We start from the raw sequence: 16731 nt of genomic DNA, 5'->3' as shown, positions 1-16731 counted from the left end.
AATATACGCCCATGGCCCGCCGCCCCCGCCACCATGTGTATGTGATTGAACTCTCGAAAGATGTGCTGCTGGAGCCGCGCTTTCGCAAGGGCAACCCGGGCTATGTGGAGGGCAAGCCCTGTGTGTATGTGGGGATGACGGGGCTGGACCCGGATGTGCGCTTTGACAAGCACAAGGCCGGTATTCAGGCCAACCGTTTTGTGCAACAGTATGGTTTGCGCCTGCTGCCGGACCTGTACGAGGCCTTCAACCCCATGCGCTATGACGATGCGGTGGACAAAGAGATCGAGGTGGGCATTGATCTGCGCTCGGCGGGGTTTGGCGTCTGGCAGGCCTGAACCCTTCGGGCCTCGTACGCCCTGGCTTGTAAGATCGCGGGCTTTGCCTGCCTGGAACCGGAGATCGCATGAGCACCACCCACAACCACTACAAACCCTTTGTGATCGGCGTCGCAGGTGGCAGCGGCAGTGGCAAATCGACCGTGACGCGCGAGGTGCTGGCCTCCATCGGGACGGAGATGGTGTCGGTCGTGATGCAGGACGACTACTACTGCGACCAGACCCACTTGACGCCCGAGGTGCGGCGCCAGACCAACTATGACCACCCCGATGCGTTTGACTGGCCGCTGATGGTGCAGCATGTGCGAGCCCTGAGCAGCGGTGAGCCGATTGAGATGCCGGTGTATGACTTCACGCAGGACAACCGCTCCAGCAAGACCATTACCGTGAAGCCGGCGCCGGTGATCGTGATTGAAGGCTTGTTTGCGCTGTATGACGCGGACCTGCGCAAGATGATGTCGCTGAAGATCTTTGTGGACACGGCGGCCGATGTGCGCTTCATCCGCCGCCTGCAGCGCGACATGGCCGAGCGCGGGCGCAGCGCAGAGAGCGTAATCAAGCAGTACATGGACACGGTGCGCCCCTCGCACAAGCAGTTCATCGAACCCACCAAGCGCCGCGCCGATGTGATCCTTCCGCACGGCGCAAACGGCCCTGCGGTGGACATCATCACGACGAAAGTGAAGACGCTGATACGCGACCTGCAACGCGGCTGATATCCGCACCGCGCCATATGCGGTGAATTAATGCTACTGATTTGATAGCTGCTCGCGCAAGCCCCCATTCATTGCGCGGACTTATTTGCAAATACGCGTGCCGTTTTTCCTGATTCCTGTAAAAACAAAACCGTAACGGTTTGCATGCCTCGGCGCCAAAACGGTGCCAGAACGGGGATGAAGCTCACAGCTTTTACATCTCGACACCCCGACCGCAAGGCATGTGTTTTCAATGGAACTTTTGAGGAGAACACCCATGCAATTCACCCATTCAGACGCGTTGACCATCGGCATGGAACTGGAGTTTCAGATCGTCGACATCCAGACCGGGCAGCTCTCTCCCTCCAGTCTGCAGTTCCGCAATGCACTCGAAGGCCACGCCAATGCCGAGCGCTACGCGCTGGAGGCCACGCTCTCCACCATGGAGCTCAACTCTTCGGTACACACCGACATCAATGCACTGAGCGCAGAGATCGTGCAACTCTCGCGCACGCTGCGCGAGATCGGCGAAACCATGGGCCTGGACATTCGCGGCGGCGGCACGCAGCTCACGCAGTTCTGGAATGAACGCGTGATGGCACCCACGCAGCGCGCCACGGAACTGGAGAGCAAATACGGCTTCCTGCCCAAGCGCTTCTCCACCTACGGCATGCATGTGCACATTGGCGTGCCCAGCGCGGACGAAGCCATCATGCTGGGCAATGGCCTGCAGGCCATGGTGCCGCTGTTCATTGCCATCTCGGCCGCATCGCCTTTCCTGCAACTGGCAGACACGGGCTTTGCAGCATCGCGCCCGCTGGAATCGCTGGTCTACCCGCACGGCGGCGGCATGCCCCGCATGCGCAACTGGCTGGAGTTTGAGGTGGTGATGGGCGACATCTTCTCGGCGGGCCTGGCCGCGTCGCTGAAGGATGTGTACTGGGACGTGCGCCCCAAGCCGGAGTTCGGCACGGTGGAGGTGCGGGTGTTTGATACACCGCTGTCGGTGCACAAGGGCGTGGCCATGGCGGCCTTTACCCGGGGCTGCGCATCACTGCTGCTGAACCGCACAATCAAGCTGCCGCCTGAGACCACGCCATCCACTGCGGAGCGCGTGAGCCGCTTTCTGGCCTGCCGCGACGGCATGGACGCCACGCTCTACAACCCCTACACCCGCTCGTGGATGCCGGCGCGCCAATGGCTGGCCGAGCTGGTGGACGAGATCACGCGCGCCCCGGTATCCGAAGCCGACCTGCGGCAGGTGCTGGCGCTGAAGTCGCATTGCGAGCTGGTGCAGGACTGCGAAGTCATGCGCCGCGTACGTGCCGACACGCTGCACGCCAACAACCCCCACAACGACGGCATGCACGGCCTGGCCGAAAACTCCCGCCAGCTCTGCCGGCAGCTGTTTGCGCCGCTGCAGTAAGGCGGTTAAAGCGCCTCTCGCTCAGGCCACAAACTCGACCGCCGCACACACTGCAGCCACCTGCGCCGCAATGCACTGTGCGGGCGTGGCGCGGGGGCTGTCGGGGTAGACCTCGGTGGTGCTGGTGTAGCGTGCACCGCTGATGCTGGCGCACAGGCCGAGTGCCTGCATGTCGTAGTGGATGACGCCACGCGCCACCAGCGGCGAGCCAATGATGCCGCCTTGCGCATCTGCGGGGGCGATGTGGGTCACGCGCTCCACCGCAGCGATGATGGCCGACTGGAATTCGGGCTGGGGGTTGCCGGTGTCGTCCACCAGGTAGAAGCCGTCGGGGATGGTGCCGGACTCGAAGGGTTTGCCATCGCGCGCGGCCACGGCGGGGCGGTATTCGCTCTCGTCGGTGTCGGTGGTCTCGTGCAGGTCGATATGGGCAGCAAACTGGCCGCGCAGTGGCGCCACCAGGCGCATGAGTGCGGCGGACTCTTGCGCGGGGCTGTTGTCGCGGAAGTTGCGGTTGGGGTCCAGCGCGTCATGGTTCCAGCGCTGGATGCGCTCGTACGCCCAGGGGCTCACACAGGGCGCCACCAGCAGGTTCACACGGCCCGCACACGCCTGCGAGTGCGCCTGCACAAACTGCAACGCACCATGCACGCCACTGGTCTCGTACCCGTGGACACCACCGGTCACCAGCACGCCGGGCAAAGCCGGGTTCCAGCGGCGGCTGCGCAGCGCCATGAGGGGGAAGCGCTCATTTCCGCATACGACCTCGCCGTAGGTGGACACATCCAGCAGGGTTTCCAGCGCCTGCACACGGCGCAGCACATCGTCGGCATAGCTGCGCTGGCGCTGCTGGCGCGCGCGCCATTGGGCGCGTTCGGTATCGCCCCAGGGCTGGCCGGGGGTACCGATGGGGTAAAAATGGGATAGGCTCATGAAAATACTATAGTGGAATGATGACAAGTGCTGACCCATCCCCGTGGTGTCTGCGCTCCTGGTGGAAGGCCGCGGCGTTGGCGCTGGCCTGGGGTGCAGGCCACAGCGCCGCGCTGGCGCAGTGTTCGCGCGCCATCGTGGTACCGGCCGCGCCCACCGGCTTCAATGTGCGAGTGACGGACGATGCGGTCAGCGGCGTCTACCCCGACTGGCTGCGCGAAGTGGGCCGCCGCGCGGGCTGCAGCTTCCAGTTCCCCGTGGTGCCGCGCGCGCGGGCCGACAGCATGGTGATGGACTCAGGCACAGCCGACATGCTGCTGCCCGCATCACAAAACGCTGAGCGCGACAAGAAGGCGCAGTTTGTTCACTTCATCAGCCTCACGCCCAACCTCATTACGCTGGGCAGTGCCAGCAACATTCCGCGCGACCTGCGTACCCTCGTCAGCAAGACTCGCTGGCGAGCCGCCATGGTGCGTACCTACAGCTGGGGCGACGAATACGATGGCCTGCTGCGCGACCTGGCTGCTGAAGATCGGCTGGAGTATGTGAACGATCTGGAGACCGTGGCGCGCCTGCTGCGCCTGGGGCGGGCGGATTTCACCATCCTGCCCCCTACCCTGCTGTACTCAGCTTTGCAAGCCGGTGCGGTGCCCGGTGCGGGCGTTCAGGCGGGGGAATTCCGCTATACGGCCTTGGCTGGCTTGCCGCGCTCGCGCGTGGGGGCGTATTTTTCGCGCCGCACGCTGAGTCCGACCGATTTCGAACTGCTGAGCAATGCGGCCACCAAGGCCGCGCGGGATGGCACGCTCAAGCAGTACTTCGAGCGTTACTACCCCGCCGATGTGGTGAGCGCCGACGTCAGTACCAACTGAAAATCGCCCCCGCGCAACAGGGGTGCGCCTACCCCAGCTACCAGAAACCTTGCGGGGCCGGGTTTATTCAGCCGGTGCTAACTTCGCCTCCTTCTTTCACCCACCCATCGGATCTTTCATGCTCTTCACTCCCCTGACCGTTGGCGCCTTGACCCTGCCCAACCGCTTTGTTCTCGCCCCACTGACCCGCACCCGTGCTGACACCGAACACCTGCCCAACGCGCTCATGGCCGAGTACTACGCCCAGCGCGCCAGCGGTGGCCTGCTGATCACCGAATGCACCATGGTGAGCGAAGGCACCTCGGCCTTCATTGCCGAACCGGGCATTTACTCCAAGGAACAACTGGAAGCCTGGCGCCAGGTGACCGACGCGGTGCACGCCAAGGGCGGCCGTATCTTCATGCAGATCTGGCACGCGGGCCGCGCCGCCCACCCCGACATCAACGGCGGCCAGCGCACGGTGTCTGCCAGCGCGATTGCCATCGACGGTGAAATCCACACACCCGGCGGCAAAGTGCCTCACGCCGTGCCCCATGCCCTGGGCACGCAGGAGATTGCTGACATCGTGGCCGCCTTCGCCCAGGGCGCGAAGAACGCCATTGCCGCTGGCTTTGATGGTGTGGAAGTCCACGGCGCCAATGGTTACCTGATCGACCAGTTCCTGCGCGACGGCGCCAACCAGCGCACCGACAGCTACGGTGGCTCGGTGGAAAACCGCGCGCGCTTCCTGTTTGAAGTGCTGGCGGCCGTGAGCGCGGCCATCGGCTCCGAGCGCGTAGGCCTGCGCCTGTCGCCCCTGAACAGCTACAACAGCATGCGTGACAGCGATCCGGTGGGCCTGATCACCTTCCTGGCCGAGCGCCTCAACGACTTCAAGCTGGCGTATCTGCACCTGATGCGCGCCGACTTCTTCGGCCAGCAAAAGGCCGACGTAATGACGGTGGCACGTGCCAAGTACAAGGGCGTACTGATTGGCAACATGGGCTACACCCCGGAAGAGGCCGAGCAAGCCATTAAGGATGGCAAGCTTGATGCGGTGGCCTTTGGCAACGCCTATATCGCCAACCCCGACCTGCCCGAGCGCGTGCGCGCTGGCGCGGACCTAAACACGCCCGATCAGAGCACCTACTACACGCCCGGCGCCAAGGGCTATACCGACTATCCGGTGCTGCAAGCGGCCTGAGCAGGCACTTGGGGCTAGCGCAGGCGCTGCACGCGGTAGCCCCGGGTCTGGAGCATTTGCACCAGGCCATCGCGGCCCACCAGGTGCAGCGCACCCACCACCACCAGGGCGTTGCCGCTGGCGCCAGGCTGGAGCAAAGCCTCCAGCTTGGGTAGCCAGGCACGGTTGCGGTCTACCAGCAGTTGCTGGTAAAGCTTGGGAAAGCGCGCACGCATGTCTGCACTGCCCAGGCGATCCAGCGCCGCATCGTCACCTTGGCGCCAGGCATTGTGCAACGCGCCCACCATGGTGGGCGTGTCTTCCAGGTCGATGAGGGTCTCGGTCAGGAAATCCCCCTGCGTGGCGGCGTCCATTCCGTCGAGCAGGGTGATCTGCGCGTCCGCAGTTTCCAAGCCCCAAGCCGGCTTCTTCGTCTGCTCGGCCCGGGTCATGAAATACTGGTCCAGCCCCACCGCCGGGCTGAAGCCAAGTTTCATGAATTCGGCCATCGTCAGGCCCACGGCAATGAACCACGGCTTGAAGCTTTGCAGCGGCTCCAGGGACATCCCGTTCTTGGCGGCATAGGCCTGCAAGGCAGCCCAGGTCTTGGGCGACAGCGATTGCTGCAGGGTCTTGCCATTGGTACGCATCGCAACGCGGTTCATCTTCTCGGCCAGCGCGGGCGACTGTGCCTCCTGTGGCGACACCTCGAAATACACCTCCCGCACATCGGCCAGCGCCGTATCCACGCTAGGTGCCAGCGGGTAGTCACTCTCCTTGAGCAGGTGAAACGAGCCCAGCAGGTACACGCTGCCCTGCGCCCCGCTCACCTTCCACAACAGCGGCACCGGTGGCTGCGCCCAGGCCAGGCCCGTCCACAGCACCAGCAGCCAAGCCCCTAGCCATTTCTTCATCGCGCCCCCTTCCTGCAAAACACCAAGCATATCGAAAGGCTTGCAGGCCGACGGCGGGGAATTCAAGGTACCTTCTCCAGTAACAATGCCGCCTCGGCCTGCACCGTGCCCGAGACGTCTCGCTTGAGGTGAACCACTGCATAGCGATTGCTTCCGGGCGAGATGCCCGCCGCAAACGCTTCAATGCCCGAGCCGCTGCAGGTACCCGACTCCCTGCCGTACCTGGCAGCGTAGGTCTGTACCAGCTGGTTGTTGACCGTCAGCTCACAGGTGCCGTACCAGGCACTGGCAGTCCCCATGGGGTATTGGTCAAACTGGATCTTCAAGCTGGCTGACTGGATCTCCGCGCTGGCCGAGATCAGTTGGTTGCCGGTACGGACCAGATAAGGGGTGCTGGCAATCAAGCGGTACTCGGCACTGCCGGTGAGCGGCATCGCCGTGCCAAAGGGCGACTTCACATAGAAATAGGCACGCGGCACGGCGACTGGATCGCCCGTGCGGAGAAAGGGCGGCAGGATGATGCCGATACCCGCCTCGTCATTACCTCGCTTTTCAGCGCTCTGGGTCGCGGGAACGCCGGGCGCTGTGTAGGCTAGCTTGGGGGTCCCATCCGACAGAAACTCCAGACTACTTGGATTGCTGAAGTCCATGAAGCTGATGTTGTAGTCCGCCGCAGACGGCAAGGGACTAACGGCACCCGCTGTGAAATTGGGCGGGGTACAGGTCTGGAGCGTGCCGACCTGCGCAAAGGCCACCGCCAGGTTGCGGATAGGCACAGCGTTTGAATCCATCGTGATCACCGCCTTGGTCGCGCCTACGCCTGCCAGTAAACCTCGCATGGTCAGGGTACCCCCAGTCGGCAATGGAATTCCATAGTGGCTGTTGAACTCACTCTTGTTGTCAAGGCGTGCACCCTGTAGGGGGTTGCTGGTACCACCCGTACTGGCCAAGGTGTAGTAATTGTTCTGAGCATCCCGCAGCACTAGCCTGTAACCTGCAAAAGTGATCCCATTGATGAACTGGAACACCATCCGCGAGGAATCATCTAGCGTGAGTTCCAAAGAACCATCGCTACTCTTGTAAGGCTTGGTCTGTGCCTGCGGAGCCATGGTGATCACACCACAACTGGGTGAGCTACTCGCAGGAACACCGGCGGCATACGCCCAATTCCCCATGGGGGCGCTATGCGCCTGGCTCGCATTGAACTGGTTTTGTGCCGCGTTGTACGTAACCCAGTAGTCGTAGTAATAGCCCCGGTTCCATCGACCAATGGCGGTCTCCTCCGTCGCATACACCTCCGCCACACTGGCAGACCCCAGGTGAGCGAAACCCAGCCCCGAGTTGACTGTCCCCTGACGGTAAGCCACCAAGGCTCCGCGGCTATTGAATACAGTGTCCGTCGTGTCAGTGGAGCCGATTGAAGAGAGCAAGACACGCATGACCCCATTCGGCACCGTAGCCGAGGACTGGCCTGTAGACTCTGCCCCGGAGAACTGCTCCACAGTGGGATTGGCAGGTAGGCCCAGTGAGGTGTAGAGAGTAGTTTTGCTATTCGCCAGCAAAGGCACCCGCTCCACAAAGCGGATCAGGCCCGCGGTCCAATCGGACATGAGCTGCGGATCCGGATTGTTCGAAGTAACCAACCGGCGAAAGTCCTGCAAGGTGTCTGCAAACGGCTGGCTGCTATTGCGCAGACGTTGCTCGTGCATGAATCCTGCAAAAAAACCGACATGCAGGGACAAGGTCAGATCGGCATTGCTAAGGCTGGGATCGCTGCCAGCCACATAGTTGGTCAGATCCACAAAGCGCAGATCAAACGGACTGGGCAATCCGAACGCTGTGTTAATCACGGTCGTGGCACTGGCGACCGAACTGGCACTCCATTTGGTCGGCGAGCTGGATTGCTCCACCTCTAGGGCAACCGCTTCGGAAATCGCAGAAATGGCGAAACGGCGCTCCGCCCCACTTGCAACAAACACCGCGCGCATGGGGGCTGCCAACGGCTCCGTCGCTCCGGTCGCTTCATTGACATATTGCCCGCCCACGGCTTCCAAGAGATACACCTGCCCGGCTGAGAGCGATGGGGCAAGACTGAAACTACCCTGGGCATTGCTGACAGTAGTGAAAATGGAAGTGCGTACCCCCGTGTTACTTAAGCTGTAAAGCGTTACCGCAGCGCCGCTGGTCAAGCCTTTAGCAACCTGGCCCACCAAACCTGTGGAAGAACTGCCTGAGCCACCACCGCCCCCTCCTCCACCCCCTCCCCCGCAAGCCGAGAGCACAGCGACTAGTGAAAGACAAAAGAAAGTGCGTAAGCGTGTGAGCACACGCAAGGCGATGCCGGATTGACCCATGATTCCCCCTGAACACCACTATCGAGAATAATTCTTATTTAATTCGACCGACATTATGAAGGATTGCCATGTATTTCCATGCGCAATCCCCTACTAATTGAGCACGCAATCCGTATCCGACTGGACAGATTCCTGCAAGCAGAAACGACAACTCTCAGCACGGACTACCGCAAAGAAACTGAATGCGGCGAATCTGCACCTCTCCTTCCAAAAAAAAACTTACCCCGCCCGTCTGTGGGCTGTTTTGTGGATAAGCGTGTTTACAAGCCGCGAAAGCCGCGCCAGCATTGGGCTGGAACGGCGTGCCCGTTTTTTAAGCAACCGCAGGGACCACGTTTTGGAGCCGCAAAACTTGTGGTACCGCGTCATGCAACTGGGTTAACCTCGCCGCCTCAAGCACAACCCACCAAAGGACCCGCCATGAAAACCCTGCACGTCACCATCAAGCTGGAAATGTCCGTTCCCGATGACTGGGAGCTGGTGGAAACCTCCGAAGGCACGCCTGTGCTCAGCCTGCCCAATGGCAGCTTTCTGGACATGGCGATCGAGCCCCTGTTCACCAATGACCCGGAAGAAACCTGGTCCAGCACCGACAGCGAGGAAGAGCTGAACGAGATTCTGGATATGGTCGAGAGCGAAGAAGTGAGCTACGAGTTCATCACGCACTGATCCTTTTCCATGGCCCGACCCGACCACAGCCCGTCCGCCGAACGCAACAAGCAACCCATTCTGGAGGTGCTGCAAAGCCTGCTGCCCGCGCAGGGCCGCGCGCTGGAGATTGCATCGGGCACGGGGCAACACGTGGTCTGGTTTGCGCAGCACCTGCCGCAGTGGACCTGGCAACCCACCGAGGTGCACCGCGGCGCGCTCTACAACATCGAGGTGCGCGCCGCCGAGGCCGACTTGGCCAACATCGACATTGCGGTGCAACTGGACGTCTGCAACGAACCCTGGTTTCCCGCAGGCGCCGAGCAGGCGGGCCCTTACGACTTGGTGCTGTGCATCAACATGCTGCACATCGCCCCGTGGGCAGCGTGTGGCGCGCTGATGCGCGGCGCAGCGCAACACCTGGCGCCGGGCGGCGTGCTGGTGACCTATGGCCCCTACTTTGAAGCCGACGTGGTGCCCACCCAAAGCAACCTGGACTTTGACCAAAGCCTGCGCGCGCACGATGACCGCTTTGGCATCCGCCAGCTGGCCGATGTACGAGCGCAAGCCGCGCTGGCGGGCCTGCAGCTCCAAGCCCGCCACGCCATGCCGGCCAACAACCTGTTGCTTGTCTGGAACCGGGCTGCGGTCTGATTGAGGCTTACACGAGCTTTTCCACAGACACCGGATAGCGTGGCCGCCCGGTGCGGACAAAGGTCTCAAGGTTGTCCAGCGTGGTACGGGCAATGGCGGCCAGTGCGTCTTCGGTAAAGAAGGCCTGGTGACCCGTAACCACCACATTGGGGAATGTGAGCAAGCGCGCAAACACGTCATCCTGGATGGCAGTGCCCGACAAGTCCCGAAAAAAGAGATCGCCCTCTTCCTCGTACACGTCCAGCCCCAGCGCGCCCAGTTGTCCACTCTTGAGCGCGGCAATGGCTGCGCGCGTGTCCACCACCGCACCCCGGCTGGTGTTGACCAGCATGGCCCCGCGCTTCATCACGGCAAAGGCCGCGTCATCGATAAGGTGGCGGGTTTGCGGTGTGAGCGGGCAGTTCAGGCTGACCACATCGCTGCGCGCCAGCAGCTCGGCGAGCGGCACGTACTGCACGCCCAGAGCCACACAGGCCGGGTTGGGCTGCGGGTCGGCCGCCAGCAGGGTGCAACCGAAGCCGCTCATGATCCTGCAAAAGGTCTCACCAATGCGGCCCGTGCCCACCACACCGATGGTCCGGCCGTGCAGGTCAAAGCCCAGCAGGCCATCCAGCGCGAAGTTGCCCTCGCGCACCCGGGCGTGGGCGCGGTGGATCTTGCGGTTGAGCGTGAGCACCAGGGCCAGTGTGTGCTCGGCCACGGCATAGGGCGAGTACTCAGGTACCCGCCCGACGGCGATTCCCAGCTCAGCCGCGGCCGCGAGGTCCACCTGGTTAAAGCCTGCGCAGCGCAGAAGCACCAGGCGCACGCCCTGGGCGTGCAGAGACTGCAGCACCTCGCGTGGCAACTGGTCATTCACAAAGACGCACACCGCGTCAGCACCCACTGCCGTAGTTACCGTGCCCGCGTCCAGGCGTGAGTCCAGAAACTGCCAGGTGTGCGCACTGCCCTGTGCTGCAGCGCTGAGAGCAACCCGGTCGTACGGGCGGGTGCTGTAAACATTGATGTGCATGAAGGGGCCCCTTGCTTAGTTGAATGTCATTCAAGCCCCAGCGCCTGGTACACACGGGCAGCGGCGTAGGCATCGTTGGCCGCGTAGACCAACTGGGACTCACTGAGCCTGGGCAGCGCCCAATTGCTGGTCGCGGCCTTCTTGCTTTTCACGAAGCGCTGGTTGAACAGCACAGCCACCGCGCCCTTCACGCCCATGTCCTTGCGATAGCCACGCTCGCGGAAGATGGTGTTGAGTTCCAGAATGCCCTGGGGCTGCACACCCAGCTTGCTGACGATGCGCTTCTTGTCATCGCCCAAACCAAACCCGGCCTTGGCAATGCCCCCCACGGCTAGCAAATCGGCGGCCACAGCGCGGCACTCCGGGTCATGCAGCTGGAACACCCAGGCGTGCTGCAGCGTGGAAAGTTGCAGGATGTGCGGGCCATCAGACACATCGCCCACCTTGAATGTGGGTTTGGACTCGGTGTCAAAACCCCAGGCCGTCGTCTTGAGAAGTGCGGCCTGGGCCTCGCGGGCCTGCGGGCCGGTGCTGACCAGGGTGATGCGATCCAGCCCCAGGCGCTCGAAAAGCGGCAACTGGGCGATGGTGTCTTTGTCGGGGGTGGGGAGGCGTTCCTGCATGCCCCTATCATCGCCCACTCGCACTGGGGCTCCACGCGCACACTCAATCCGCGAGCAAGACGCGGTGCTTGCCCGCCTGCTTGGCGCGGTACAGGGCCCGGTCTGCGGCCTGAGCCAGGGACTTGATATCCACGCCATGGCTGGGGAACAGCGCCACCCCCACACTGGCCGACACCGGCGCCAGCACCTGCGGGTAAGGCTCGGACAGCGTCTGCACCATGCGCCGTGCCGTTTCCAGGGCAGTGGTGGCGTCCACATCGCTGAGCAGCACGATGAACTCATCGCCCCCCAGGCGCGCTGCAATGTCAGAGGCGCGGATCATGGTCTGGATACGCTGGGCCACGGCTTTGAGCACCTCGTCACCGGTGGCATGGCCCTGGGTGTCGTTCACGGTCTTGAAGCCGTCCAGATCCACCGCCACCAGCGCCAGTGAATGGCCACGGCGCTCCGCAAACGCCAGATTGCGCTCGGCCACCTCGTCGAACAGCAGGCGGTTGGGCAGCCCGGTCAGCGCGTCATGCTGGGCATAGAAAGTCACCTGCTTCATGGCGGCTGAGGCCTGCAGCAGCGCCGCGCCCACGGCCTCGGTTTCCGTCAAGCGGATGCTGGGCAGTTGCACCTCTTGCCCGTGGCTCAGGGCCTTGGCGGCGGCGTTGAGCTGGTGCACCGAGGCCAGCAGGCGCAGCGAGATGGTGCGCGCCAGCCACAGGCCCAGCCCGTAGGCCAGCACGCTGCCGGTCAGCACCCAACAGAGTTGCACCATGAGGTCATGCAGCAGCAGCCCGCGCGGCGCGGCCACCGCGACCCGCCAGCGCCAGCGCGTGGAGGTGGAATAGGCGGTCAGCACCGGTTGACCTTCCCTGTTTTCAGTGGAAAGCGTACCTTCGTCGCGCAGGGCCATCGCCGCCAGCAGGCTGGGCAGTGCAGGCTGCCCGATGAAGCGGGATGCATCGCGCGAACGCGCAACGATGTGGCCGCTGCTGTCGAGCACGGCCATGGTCCAGCCCGGCGGCAGCTGGTGGCGCGCCAGCAGCTCCTGCACGCGGGTCGGGTCCAGTCCGATATTGAGGCTGTAAACCACGTCATTCCCGCGCAGGATGGGAACGCCCAGGGCAATGCCGTTGCGGCGCGCTACGGGTGCCAGGAACAAATCGGTGAGCACCGTGGTGCGCTCGCTGAAAACGCGCCCCAGCTGCGCAGGCGTGCCGTCGGCGGGCAGCACGGCCCCCCAGGGCCGCAGGGTGTTGAGCACCTGGCGGCCCGTGGTGTCTGTGAGGATGTAGTTGTAGACCGTGCCGGCTGCCAAGGCGTCGCTGGCACGCAGGTAGAAGCTGCGCAGATCGCCCTGCGCCAGCTCAGGTGCTGTTGCCAGGACGCGTGCGCCAGACTCGACCGCCGCAATCTCCCGCTCCAGGTCGGCCAGCACGGTGCGCCCCAGCAGCACGGTCTGCTGCTCGGTCTGGGCACGGCGGAGTTCGTAGGTGGAATAGGTCAGTACCGCACTGACCAGCGAAGCTGGCAGTACGCATACGAAAACCAATAACCGCAAGTTGCGGCGCAATGAATAGGGGCGATTCTTCGGTTTGAAGAGAAGCATGCGGTGTGCCTGACCCTTGTTGTGTGTTCCCTGACCCGAACGCACTATGGCAGATGCGGACAGGGCACGCAACGTAGGCGAAACCGGCCTGCCCCATTCATACGATAAATCGTGCCCGGCACTTCACAAATGATAGTGACTCGCATCGCCACCACGGCCCTCGCGCGGCTTCCAAGCCTTTGCATTGCAAAAAAAATGTTACCCAATTTCCGGGCTGACAAGCTTGTGGATAAACCATGGCATAAGCGTCACAATCCGCGCCAGCCAAGGCTCTCCACAGAGTGCCCATTTTTTGGGCAAAACACCCTGTCGCCGCAGCTGGACAGCGCTGTTTCCTCAATGAGGAAAAATCTGTGCTAGGACAAATCGACAATTGGGGTAAACCCGAAAATGAGGGCTCCAAACGCCCCAGGTTGCACCCCGAAACTGTGCGTGACTTTGTGGATAACTATGTTCACAAGCGGCAAAACCCGCAAAAATAGGGGCTTTGCCAAGGGTGCCCGCGAAATGACCAAACCGGGAACCTTTTGGCAGCTGGCACACTCCACCCACGCTGTGCCCGGCCACCGGGCCCCTCTTCCACTTTTTCCAGAGAATCCATGCGCCAAGCCTCCTCCCCCCGCCCCGTCCAACGCCAACGTCTGCACCTGCTCGGCCTGCCCCTGGCAGCCGCAGTGGCCGGACTTGCGGCCTGTTCCAAGAGCGAAGAGCCCGCAGCCGCCAAGGCGGCCGACAGCGGCCTGCCGCCCGCCCAGGTCTATGAAAAGGTGGCCACCACGGGCAAGGGCTTCACTGTGGGCGCGCTGATGAGCGCCAACCCGGTCTTCGTGCTGTTCGACCCGCAATGCCCGCACTGCGGCCACCTGTGGGGGACCTCGCAGCCCCTGCTGAACAAGGCCAAGTTTGTCTGGGTGCCGGTGTCCTTCATCAACGGCAAGAGCGCCCCGCAGGGCGCGGCCATCCTGGGCGCACCCAACCCTGCCGAATTCATGGCGGCGCACGAAGCCTCCCTGCTGGCCGGCACTGGCGGCGCCCCCATCACCGGCGGCACCCCGCCCGAGCTGGAGGCGACGATCAAGGCCAACACCGAGCTGTTCAACAACCTCAAGGCCGAATCGGTGCCCTACATCGTGGCCAAGAACGTCAAGAGCGGCAATGTGGTCACCCATGCCGGCGCCATGGAAACCGCAGCCCTGGCCGAACTACTGGGAATCTGAGCCCGGAGGTGTCGCCGGTTTGCTATGGATTTGCTAGCTGCTTGCGCATAATCCACGGGGGCTAAGGCCCCCTTTTTCTTGCAAGAACAACACCGGAGACACCATGAAACGCAAAATCGCCATCGGCGTGGCCGTGCTGGCCGCCGTGGGCGCAGGCGTGTTTTTCACCCTGCCCCGCATCGTGGACCAGCGCATCAACGGCGTGGCCCTGGCCGCCCCGCACAGCGCCAATGCGCGTGCCACGGCGCTGCACAACACGCTCTTTGTGGCCGACCTGCACGACGACGCCCTGCTCTGGTCGCGCGACCTGCTGCAACGCTATGACTACGGCCACAGCGACCTGCCCCGCCTGCAGGAAGGCAAGGTCAGCCTGCAGGTCTTCAGCACCGTCACCAAATCGCCCAAGGGCCTGAACTTCGAGCGCAACGGTGCCGACAGCGACAGCATCACCATGCTGGTCATGGCCCAACGCTGGCCACGCGCCACCTGGAACAGCCTGCTCGCCCGCGCCCTTTATCAGGGCGAGAAGCTGCACAAGGCTGCGGCCGAGAGCGGCGGCGCCATGCGCATCGTGCGCAGCCAGGCCGACCTCGCCAGCCCGGCGGCTCCAGGAATGCTGCTGGCCCTGCTGGCCACCGAGGGCCTGCATCCGCTGGAGGGCAAGCTGGAGAACGTGGACACGCTGTTTGATGCGGGCTTTCGCATCATGGGCCTGACGCACTTCTTCGACAACGAGATCGGCGGCTCGGCCCATGGGCTGGAGAAAGGCGGACTCACGCCCCTGGGCAAACAGGTGGTGGCGCGGCTGCAGGAGAAAAGCGTACTGGTGGACCTGGCCCATGCCTCGCCCAAAGTCATCGACGACGTGCTGGCCATGACGCGCAAACCCCTGCTGGTCTCACACACCGGCGTGCAAGGCACCTGCCCCGGCCCGCGCAACCTCAGCGACCGCCATATCAAGGCGATTGCGGCCACGGGCGGTGTCGTGGGCATCGGCTACTTTGAAGGCGCGGTCTGCGGGCTGGACACGGCTTCCATCGTCAAGGCGATCCGCTACACGGCCAACCTGGTGGGGGTGCAGCATGTGGCGCTAGGGTCGGACTTTGATGGGGCGACCAAGACGGCGTTTGACACGACCGGGTTGGTGCGGATTACCGAGGGGTTGTTGGAGGCTGGGTTCTCGGAGGCGGATGTGGCTGCCATCATGGGGGGCAATGTTCTGCGGCTGTTGAAGGCGCAGTTGCCTGCTGCGTGAGGGGGAGACCTCGCTTTTTTGGACACCCACTCCCCCAGCCCCTCGCCCCGTCGGCGAGGGGAGCCTTTAACAGCCATATTTTTGGGTTTCGCGTCGGATAAGGACTACTGGCGGTAGGTCGCCACCGGCACCTCACTCCACGGCCAGCGCCTGCGGTTGTGGGACCTCGCAGCGGTCTGTTCACCCACGCTGGCGGCTACGCCCGCCAGTAGCTCCGAGCCCATCCATACGAAGTCCCACAACCGCTGGCATGGGCCGTGGTGCACCCACCCGGTGGCAGCCTACCGAGCGTAGCTCGCAGCCGGCGAAAGGCAACCAAATCGGTAGTTAGGCTCCCCCTTTCGCCCCGGCGGTGGCGAAAGGGGGCTGGGGGGGATAGGGGGAAAAGAAGCAACGAAAACAGGAACCTCAAAGAACGGCATACCGCCCCGGCCGATGATTCACCGCAATGAACAAACTCATCACCACCGCCGCCAACACCGAATACGCCACCCGCACCGGGTCCACCACCGTCAGCGACAGCAGCACGATGCAGCAGTCCATGCCCATCTGCACCCACCCCGCACGCCAGCCCCGTGCCTGCTGCAGGTAGAGTGAAATGATGGTGGCACCGCCCAGGCTGGCGCGGTGCCGCGCCAGGAACAGGCAACCCGAGCCCAGCAGCAGCCCACCGAGCACCGCCGCGTAGGCCGGGTGCAGGCGCTCGATGGCGAACAGCTTGGGCGACCACTCGGCCATGGCCGAAAGGAAGGTGATGGCGACAAAGGTCTTGAGCGTGAACTCGCGGCCCATGCGGCGCCAGGCAAACCAGTAGAAGGGCAGGTTGATGAGGAAGAACAGCTTGCCAAGGCTCACACCCGTGGCGTAGTGCAGCACAAAGGCCATGCCGGCCGTACCGCCCGTGAGCAGGCCCACCTGGCCAAACAGGATGAGCGCCAGGCTCACGAACAGGGTGCCCGTAAAAATGGCCTGCGCGTCTTCGAACAGGGTGTGGCTGTCGGGGGCCGGGGAAGAGATCATGTCGGGCATGG

Annotated in this window: 16 protein-coding genes; 9 read left to right on the top strand and 7 right to left on the bottom strand. The window is 63.3% G+C overall.

Going from position 1 to position 16731, the window contains the following annotated elements; all coding sequences use genetic code 11:
- Positions 1–11 precede the first annotated feature (11 nt).
- The 3 genes from AC1RNN_RS14180 (at position 12) to AC1RNN_RS14170 (ending at position 2459) form a co-directional block, all read left to right on the top strand.
- Entirely contained in the window at positions 12–338 is a 327-nt protein-coding gene (locus AC1RNN_RS14180; RefSeq protein WP_493090007.1) for a hypothetical protein, read from the top strand.
- Between the two features lie 68 nt (positions 339–406).
- A complete protein-coding gene (gene udk / locus AC1RNN_RS14175) occupies positions 407–1054 on the top strand; it encodes a uridine kinase (protein WP_493090008.1) in 648 nt (215 codons plus the stop codon).
- A gap of 256 nt (positions 1055–1310) precedes the next feature.
- A complete protein-coding gene (locus tag AC1RNN_RS14170; protein ID WP_493090009.1) occupies positions 1311–2459 on the top strand; it encodes a YbdK family carboxylate-amine ligase in 1149 nt (382 codons plus the stop codon).
- 21 nt (positions 2460–2480) lie between these two features.
- Here AC1RNN_RS14170 and AC1RNN_RS14165 read toward each other — a convergent pair whose 3' ends face one another.
- On the bottom strand, positions 2481–3392 hold the full coding sequence (locus tag AC1RNN_RS14165) for a M14 family metallopeptidase (protein WP_493090010.1): 912 nt from the start codon (positions 3390–3392) through the stop codon (positions 2481–2483).
- A 20-nt stretch (positions 3393–3412) separates the two neighbouring features.
- On the opposite strand from AC1RNN_RS14165, the gene AC1RNN_RS14160 reads away from it, so the two are divergent.
- Both AC1RNN_RS14160 and AC1RNN_RS14155 read left to right on the top strand, forming a co-directional pair.
- Positions 3413–4264 carry a substrate-binding periplasmic protein gene (locus tag AC1RNN_RS14160; protein ID WP_493090011.1) on the top strand — a complete coding sequence of 284 codons (852 nt, stop codon included), beginning with the start codon at positions 3413–3415 and terminating at the stop codon, positions 4262–4264.
- Positions 4265–4382: 118 nt separating this feature from the next.
- A complete protein-coding gene (locus tag AC1RNN_RS14155) occupies positions 4383–5447 on the top strand; it encodes an alkene reductase (RefSeq protein ID WP_493090012.1) in 1065 nt (354 codons plus the stop codon).
- A gap of 14 nt (positions 5448–5461) precedes the next feature.
- Here the strand turns inward: AC1RNN_RS14155 and AC1RNN_RS14150 are convergent, their stop codons facing one another.
- Both AC1RNN_RS14150 and AC1RNN_RS14145 read right to left on the bottom strand, forming a co-directional pair.
- Complete coding sequence (locus AC1RNN_RS14150) at positions 5462–6340, bottom strand: TraB/GumN family protein (protein WP_493090013.1); 879 nt, start codon at positions 6338–6340, stop codon at positions 5462–5464.
- 62 nt (positions 6341–6402) lie between these two features.
- The gene (locus AC1RNN_RS14145) at positions 6403–8394 is read right to left on the bottom strand and encodes a hypothetical protein (protein ID WP_493090014.1); all 1992 of its coding nucleotides are present in this window, start codon (positions 8392–8394) and stop codon (positions 6403–6405) included.
- A 720-nt stretch (positions 8395–9114) separates the two neighbouring features.
- Between AC1RNN_RS14145 and AC1RNN_RS14140 the strand changes: the two genes are divergently transcribed.
- Together AC1RNN_RS14140 and AC1RNN_RS14135 are read left to right on the top strand one after the other, a co-directional pair.
- Positions 9115–9363: a hypothetical protein gene (locus AC1RNN_RS14140; RefSeq protein ID WP_493090015.1), complete on the top strand. Its 249-nt coding sequence runs from the start codon at positions 9115–9117 to the stop codon at positions 9361–9363.
- Between the two features lie 9 nt (positions 9364–9372).
- Positions 9373–9996, top strand: a complete 624-nt coding sequence (locus AC1RNN_RS14135) for a DUF938 domain-containing protein (protein ID WP_493090016.1) — start codon at positions 9373–9375, stop codon at positions 9994–9996.
- Between the two features lie 7 nt (positions 9997–10003).
- Here the strand turns inward: AC1RNN_RS14135 and AC1RNN_RS14130 are convergent, their stop codons facing one another.
- Genes AC1RNN_RS14130 through AC1RNN_RS14120 form a run of 3 tightly spaced genes read right to left on the bottom strand, consistent with a single transcriptional unit; the run spans position 10004 to position 13228 of the window.
- Entirely contained in the window at positions 10004–11008 is a 1005-nt protein-coding gene (locus AC1RNN_RS14130; RefSeq protein ID WP_493090017.1) for a 2-hydroxyacid dehydrogenase, read from the bottom strand.
- Between the two features lie 26 nt (positions 11009–11034).
- Positions 11035–11631: a 3'-5' exonuclease family protein gene (locus tag AC1RNN_RS14125; protein ID WP_493090018.1), complete on the bottom strand. Its 597-nt coding sequence runs from the start codon at positions 11629–11631 to the stop codon at positions 11035–11037.
- Positions 11632–11674: 43 nt separating this feature from the next.
- Positions 11675–13228 (bottom strand): GGDEF domain-containing protein, encoded by a 1554-nt coding sequence (locus AC1RNN_RS14120; RefSeq protein ID WP_493090019.1) that lies wholly within the window; start codon positions 13226–13228, stop codon positions 11675–11677.
- 599 nt (positions 13229–13827) lie between these two features.
- Here AC1RNN_RS14120 and AC1RNN_RS14115 point away from each other — a divergent pair.
- Positions 13828–14445, top strand: coding sequence for a DsbC family protein (locus AC1RNN_RS14115; protein ID WP_493090020.1), 618 nt, complete (start codon positions 13828–13830; stop codon positions 14443–14445).
- A gap of 103 nt (positions 14446–14548) precedes the next feature.
- Positions 14549–15700, top strand: coding sequence for a dipeptidase (locus AC1RNN_RS14110; RefSeq protein WP_493090021.1), 1152 nt, complete (start codon positions 14549–14551; stop codon positions 15698–15700).
- Positions 15701–16108: 408 nt separating this feature from the next.
- Here the strand turns inward: AC1RNN_RS14110 and AC1RNN_RS14105 are convergent, their stop codons facing one another.
- Entirely contained in the window at positions 16109–16729 is a 621-nt protein-coding gene (locus AC1RNN_RS14105) for a YitT family protein (protein WP_493090022.1), read from the bottom strand.
- Positions 16730–16731 lie beyond the last annotated feature (2 nt).

The sequence above is a fragment of the Rhodoferax sp. GW822-FHT02D07 genome (assembly GCF_058802405.1).
The sequence above is the reverse complement of the archived record's forward strand: the minus strand, read 5'-3'. Positions and strand labels throughout refer to the sequence as shown.

Bases quoted from the DNA above. Each gene is read 5' to 3' on its own strand.
- AC1RNN_RS14180 (WP_493090007.1), top strand. From the start codon at position 12: ATGGCCCGCCGCCCCCGCCACCATGTGTATGTGATTGAACTCTCGAAA.
- udk (WP_493090008.1), top strand. From the start codon at position 407: ATGAGCACCACCCACAACCACTACAAACCCTTTGTGATCGGCGTCGCA.
- AC1RNN_RS14170 (WP_493090009.1), top strand. From the start codon at position 1,311: ATGCAATTCACCCATTCAGACGCGTTGACCATCGGCATGGAACTGGAG.
- AC1RNN_RS14165 (WP_493090010.1), bottom strand. From the start codon at position 3,392: ATGAGCCTATCCCATTTTTACCCCATCGGTACCCCCGGCCAGCCCTGG.
- AC1RNN_RS14160 (WP_493090011.1), top strand. From the start codon at position 3,413: ATGACAAGTGCTGACCCATCCCCGTGGTGTCTGCGCTCCTGGTGGAAG.
- AC1RNN_RS14155 (WP_493090012.1), top strand. From the start codon at position 4,383: ATGCTCTTCACTCCCCTGACCGTTGGCGCCTTGACCCTGCCCAACCGC.
- AC1RNN_RS14150 (WP_493090013.1), bottom strand. From the start codon at position 6,340: ATGAAGAAATGGCTAGGGGCTTGGCTGCTGGTGCTGTGGACGGGCCTG.
- AC1RNN_RS14140 (WP_493090015.1), top strand. From the start codon at position 9,115: ATGAAAACCCTGCACGTCACCATCAAGCTGGAAATGTCCGTTCCCGAT.
- AC1RNN_RS14135 (WP_493090016.1), top strand. From the start codon at position 9,373: ATGGCCCGACCCGACCACAGCCCGTCCGCCGAACGCAACAAGCAACCC.
- AC1RNN_RS14130 (WP_493090017.1), bottom strand. From the start codon at position 11,008: ATGCACATCAATGTTTACAGCACCCGCCCGTACGACCGGGTTGCTCTC.
- AC1RNN_RS14125 (WP_493090018.1), bottom strand. From the start codon at position 11,631: ATGCAGGAACGCCTCCCCACCCCCGACAAAGACACCATCGCCCAGTTG.
- AC1RNN_RS14120 (WP_493090019.1), bottom strand. From the start codon at position 13,228: ATGCTTCTCTTCAAACCGAAGAATCGCCCCTATTCATTGCGCCGCAAC.
- AC1RNN_RS14115 (WP_493090020.1), top strand. From the start codon at position 13,828: ATGCGCCAAGCCTCCTCCCCCCGCCCCGTCCAACGCCAACGTCTGCAC.
- AC1RNN_RS14110 (WP_493090021.1), top strand. From the start codon at position 14,549: ATGAAACGCAAAATCGCCATCGGCGTGGCCGTGCTGGCCGCCGTGGGC.
- AC1RNN_RS14105 (WP_493090022.1), bottom strand. From the start codon at position 16,729: ATGCCCGACATGATCTCTTCCCCGGCCCCCGACAGCCACACCCTGTTC.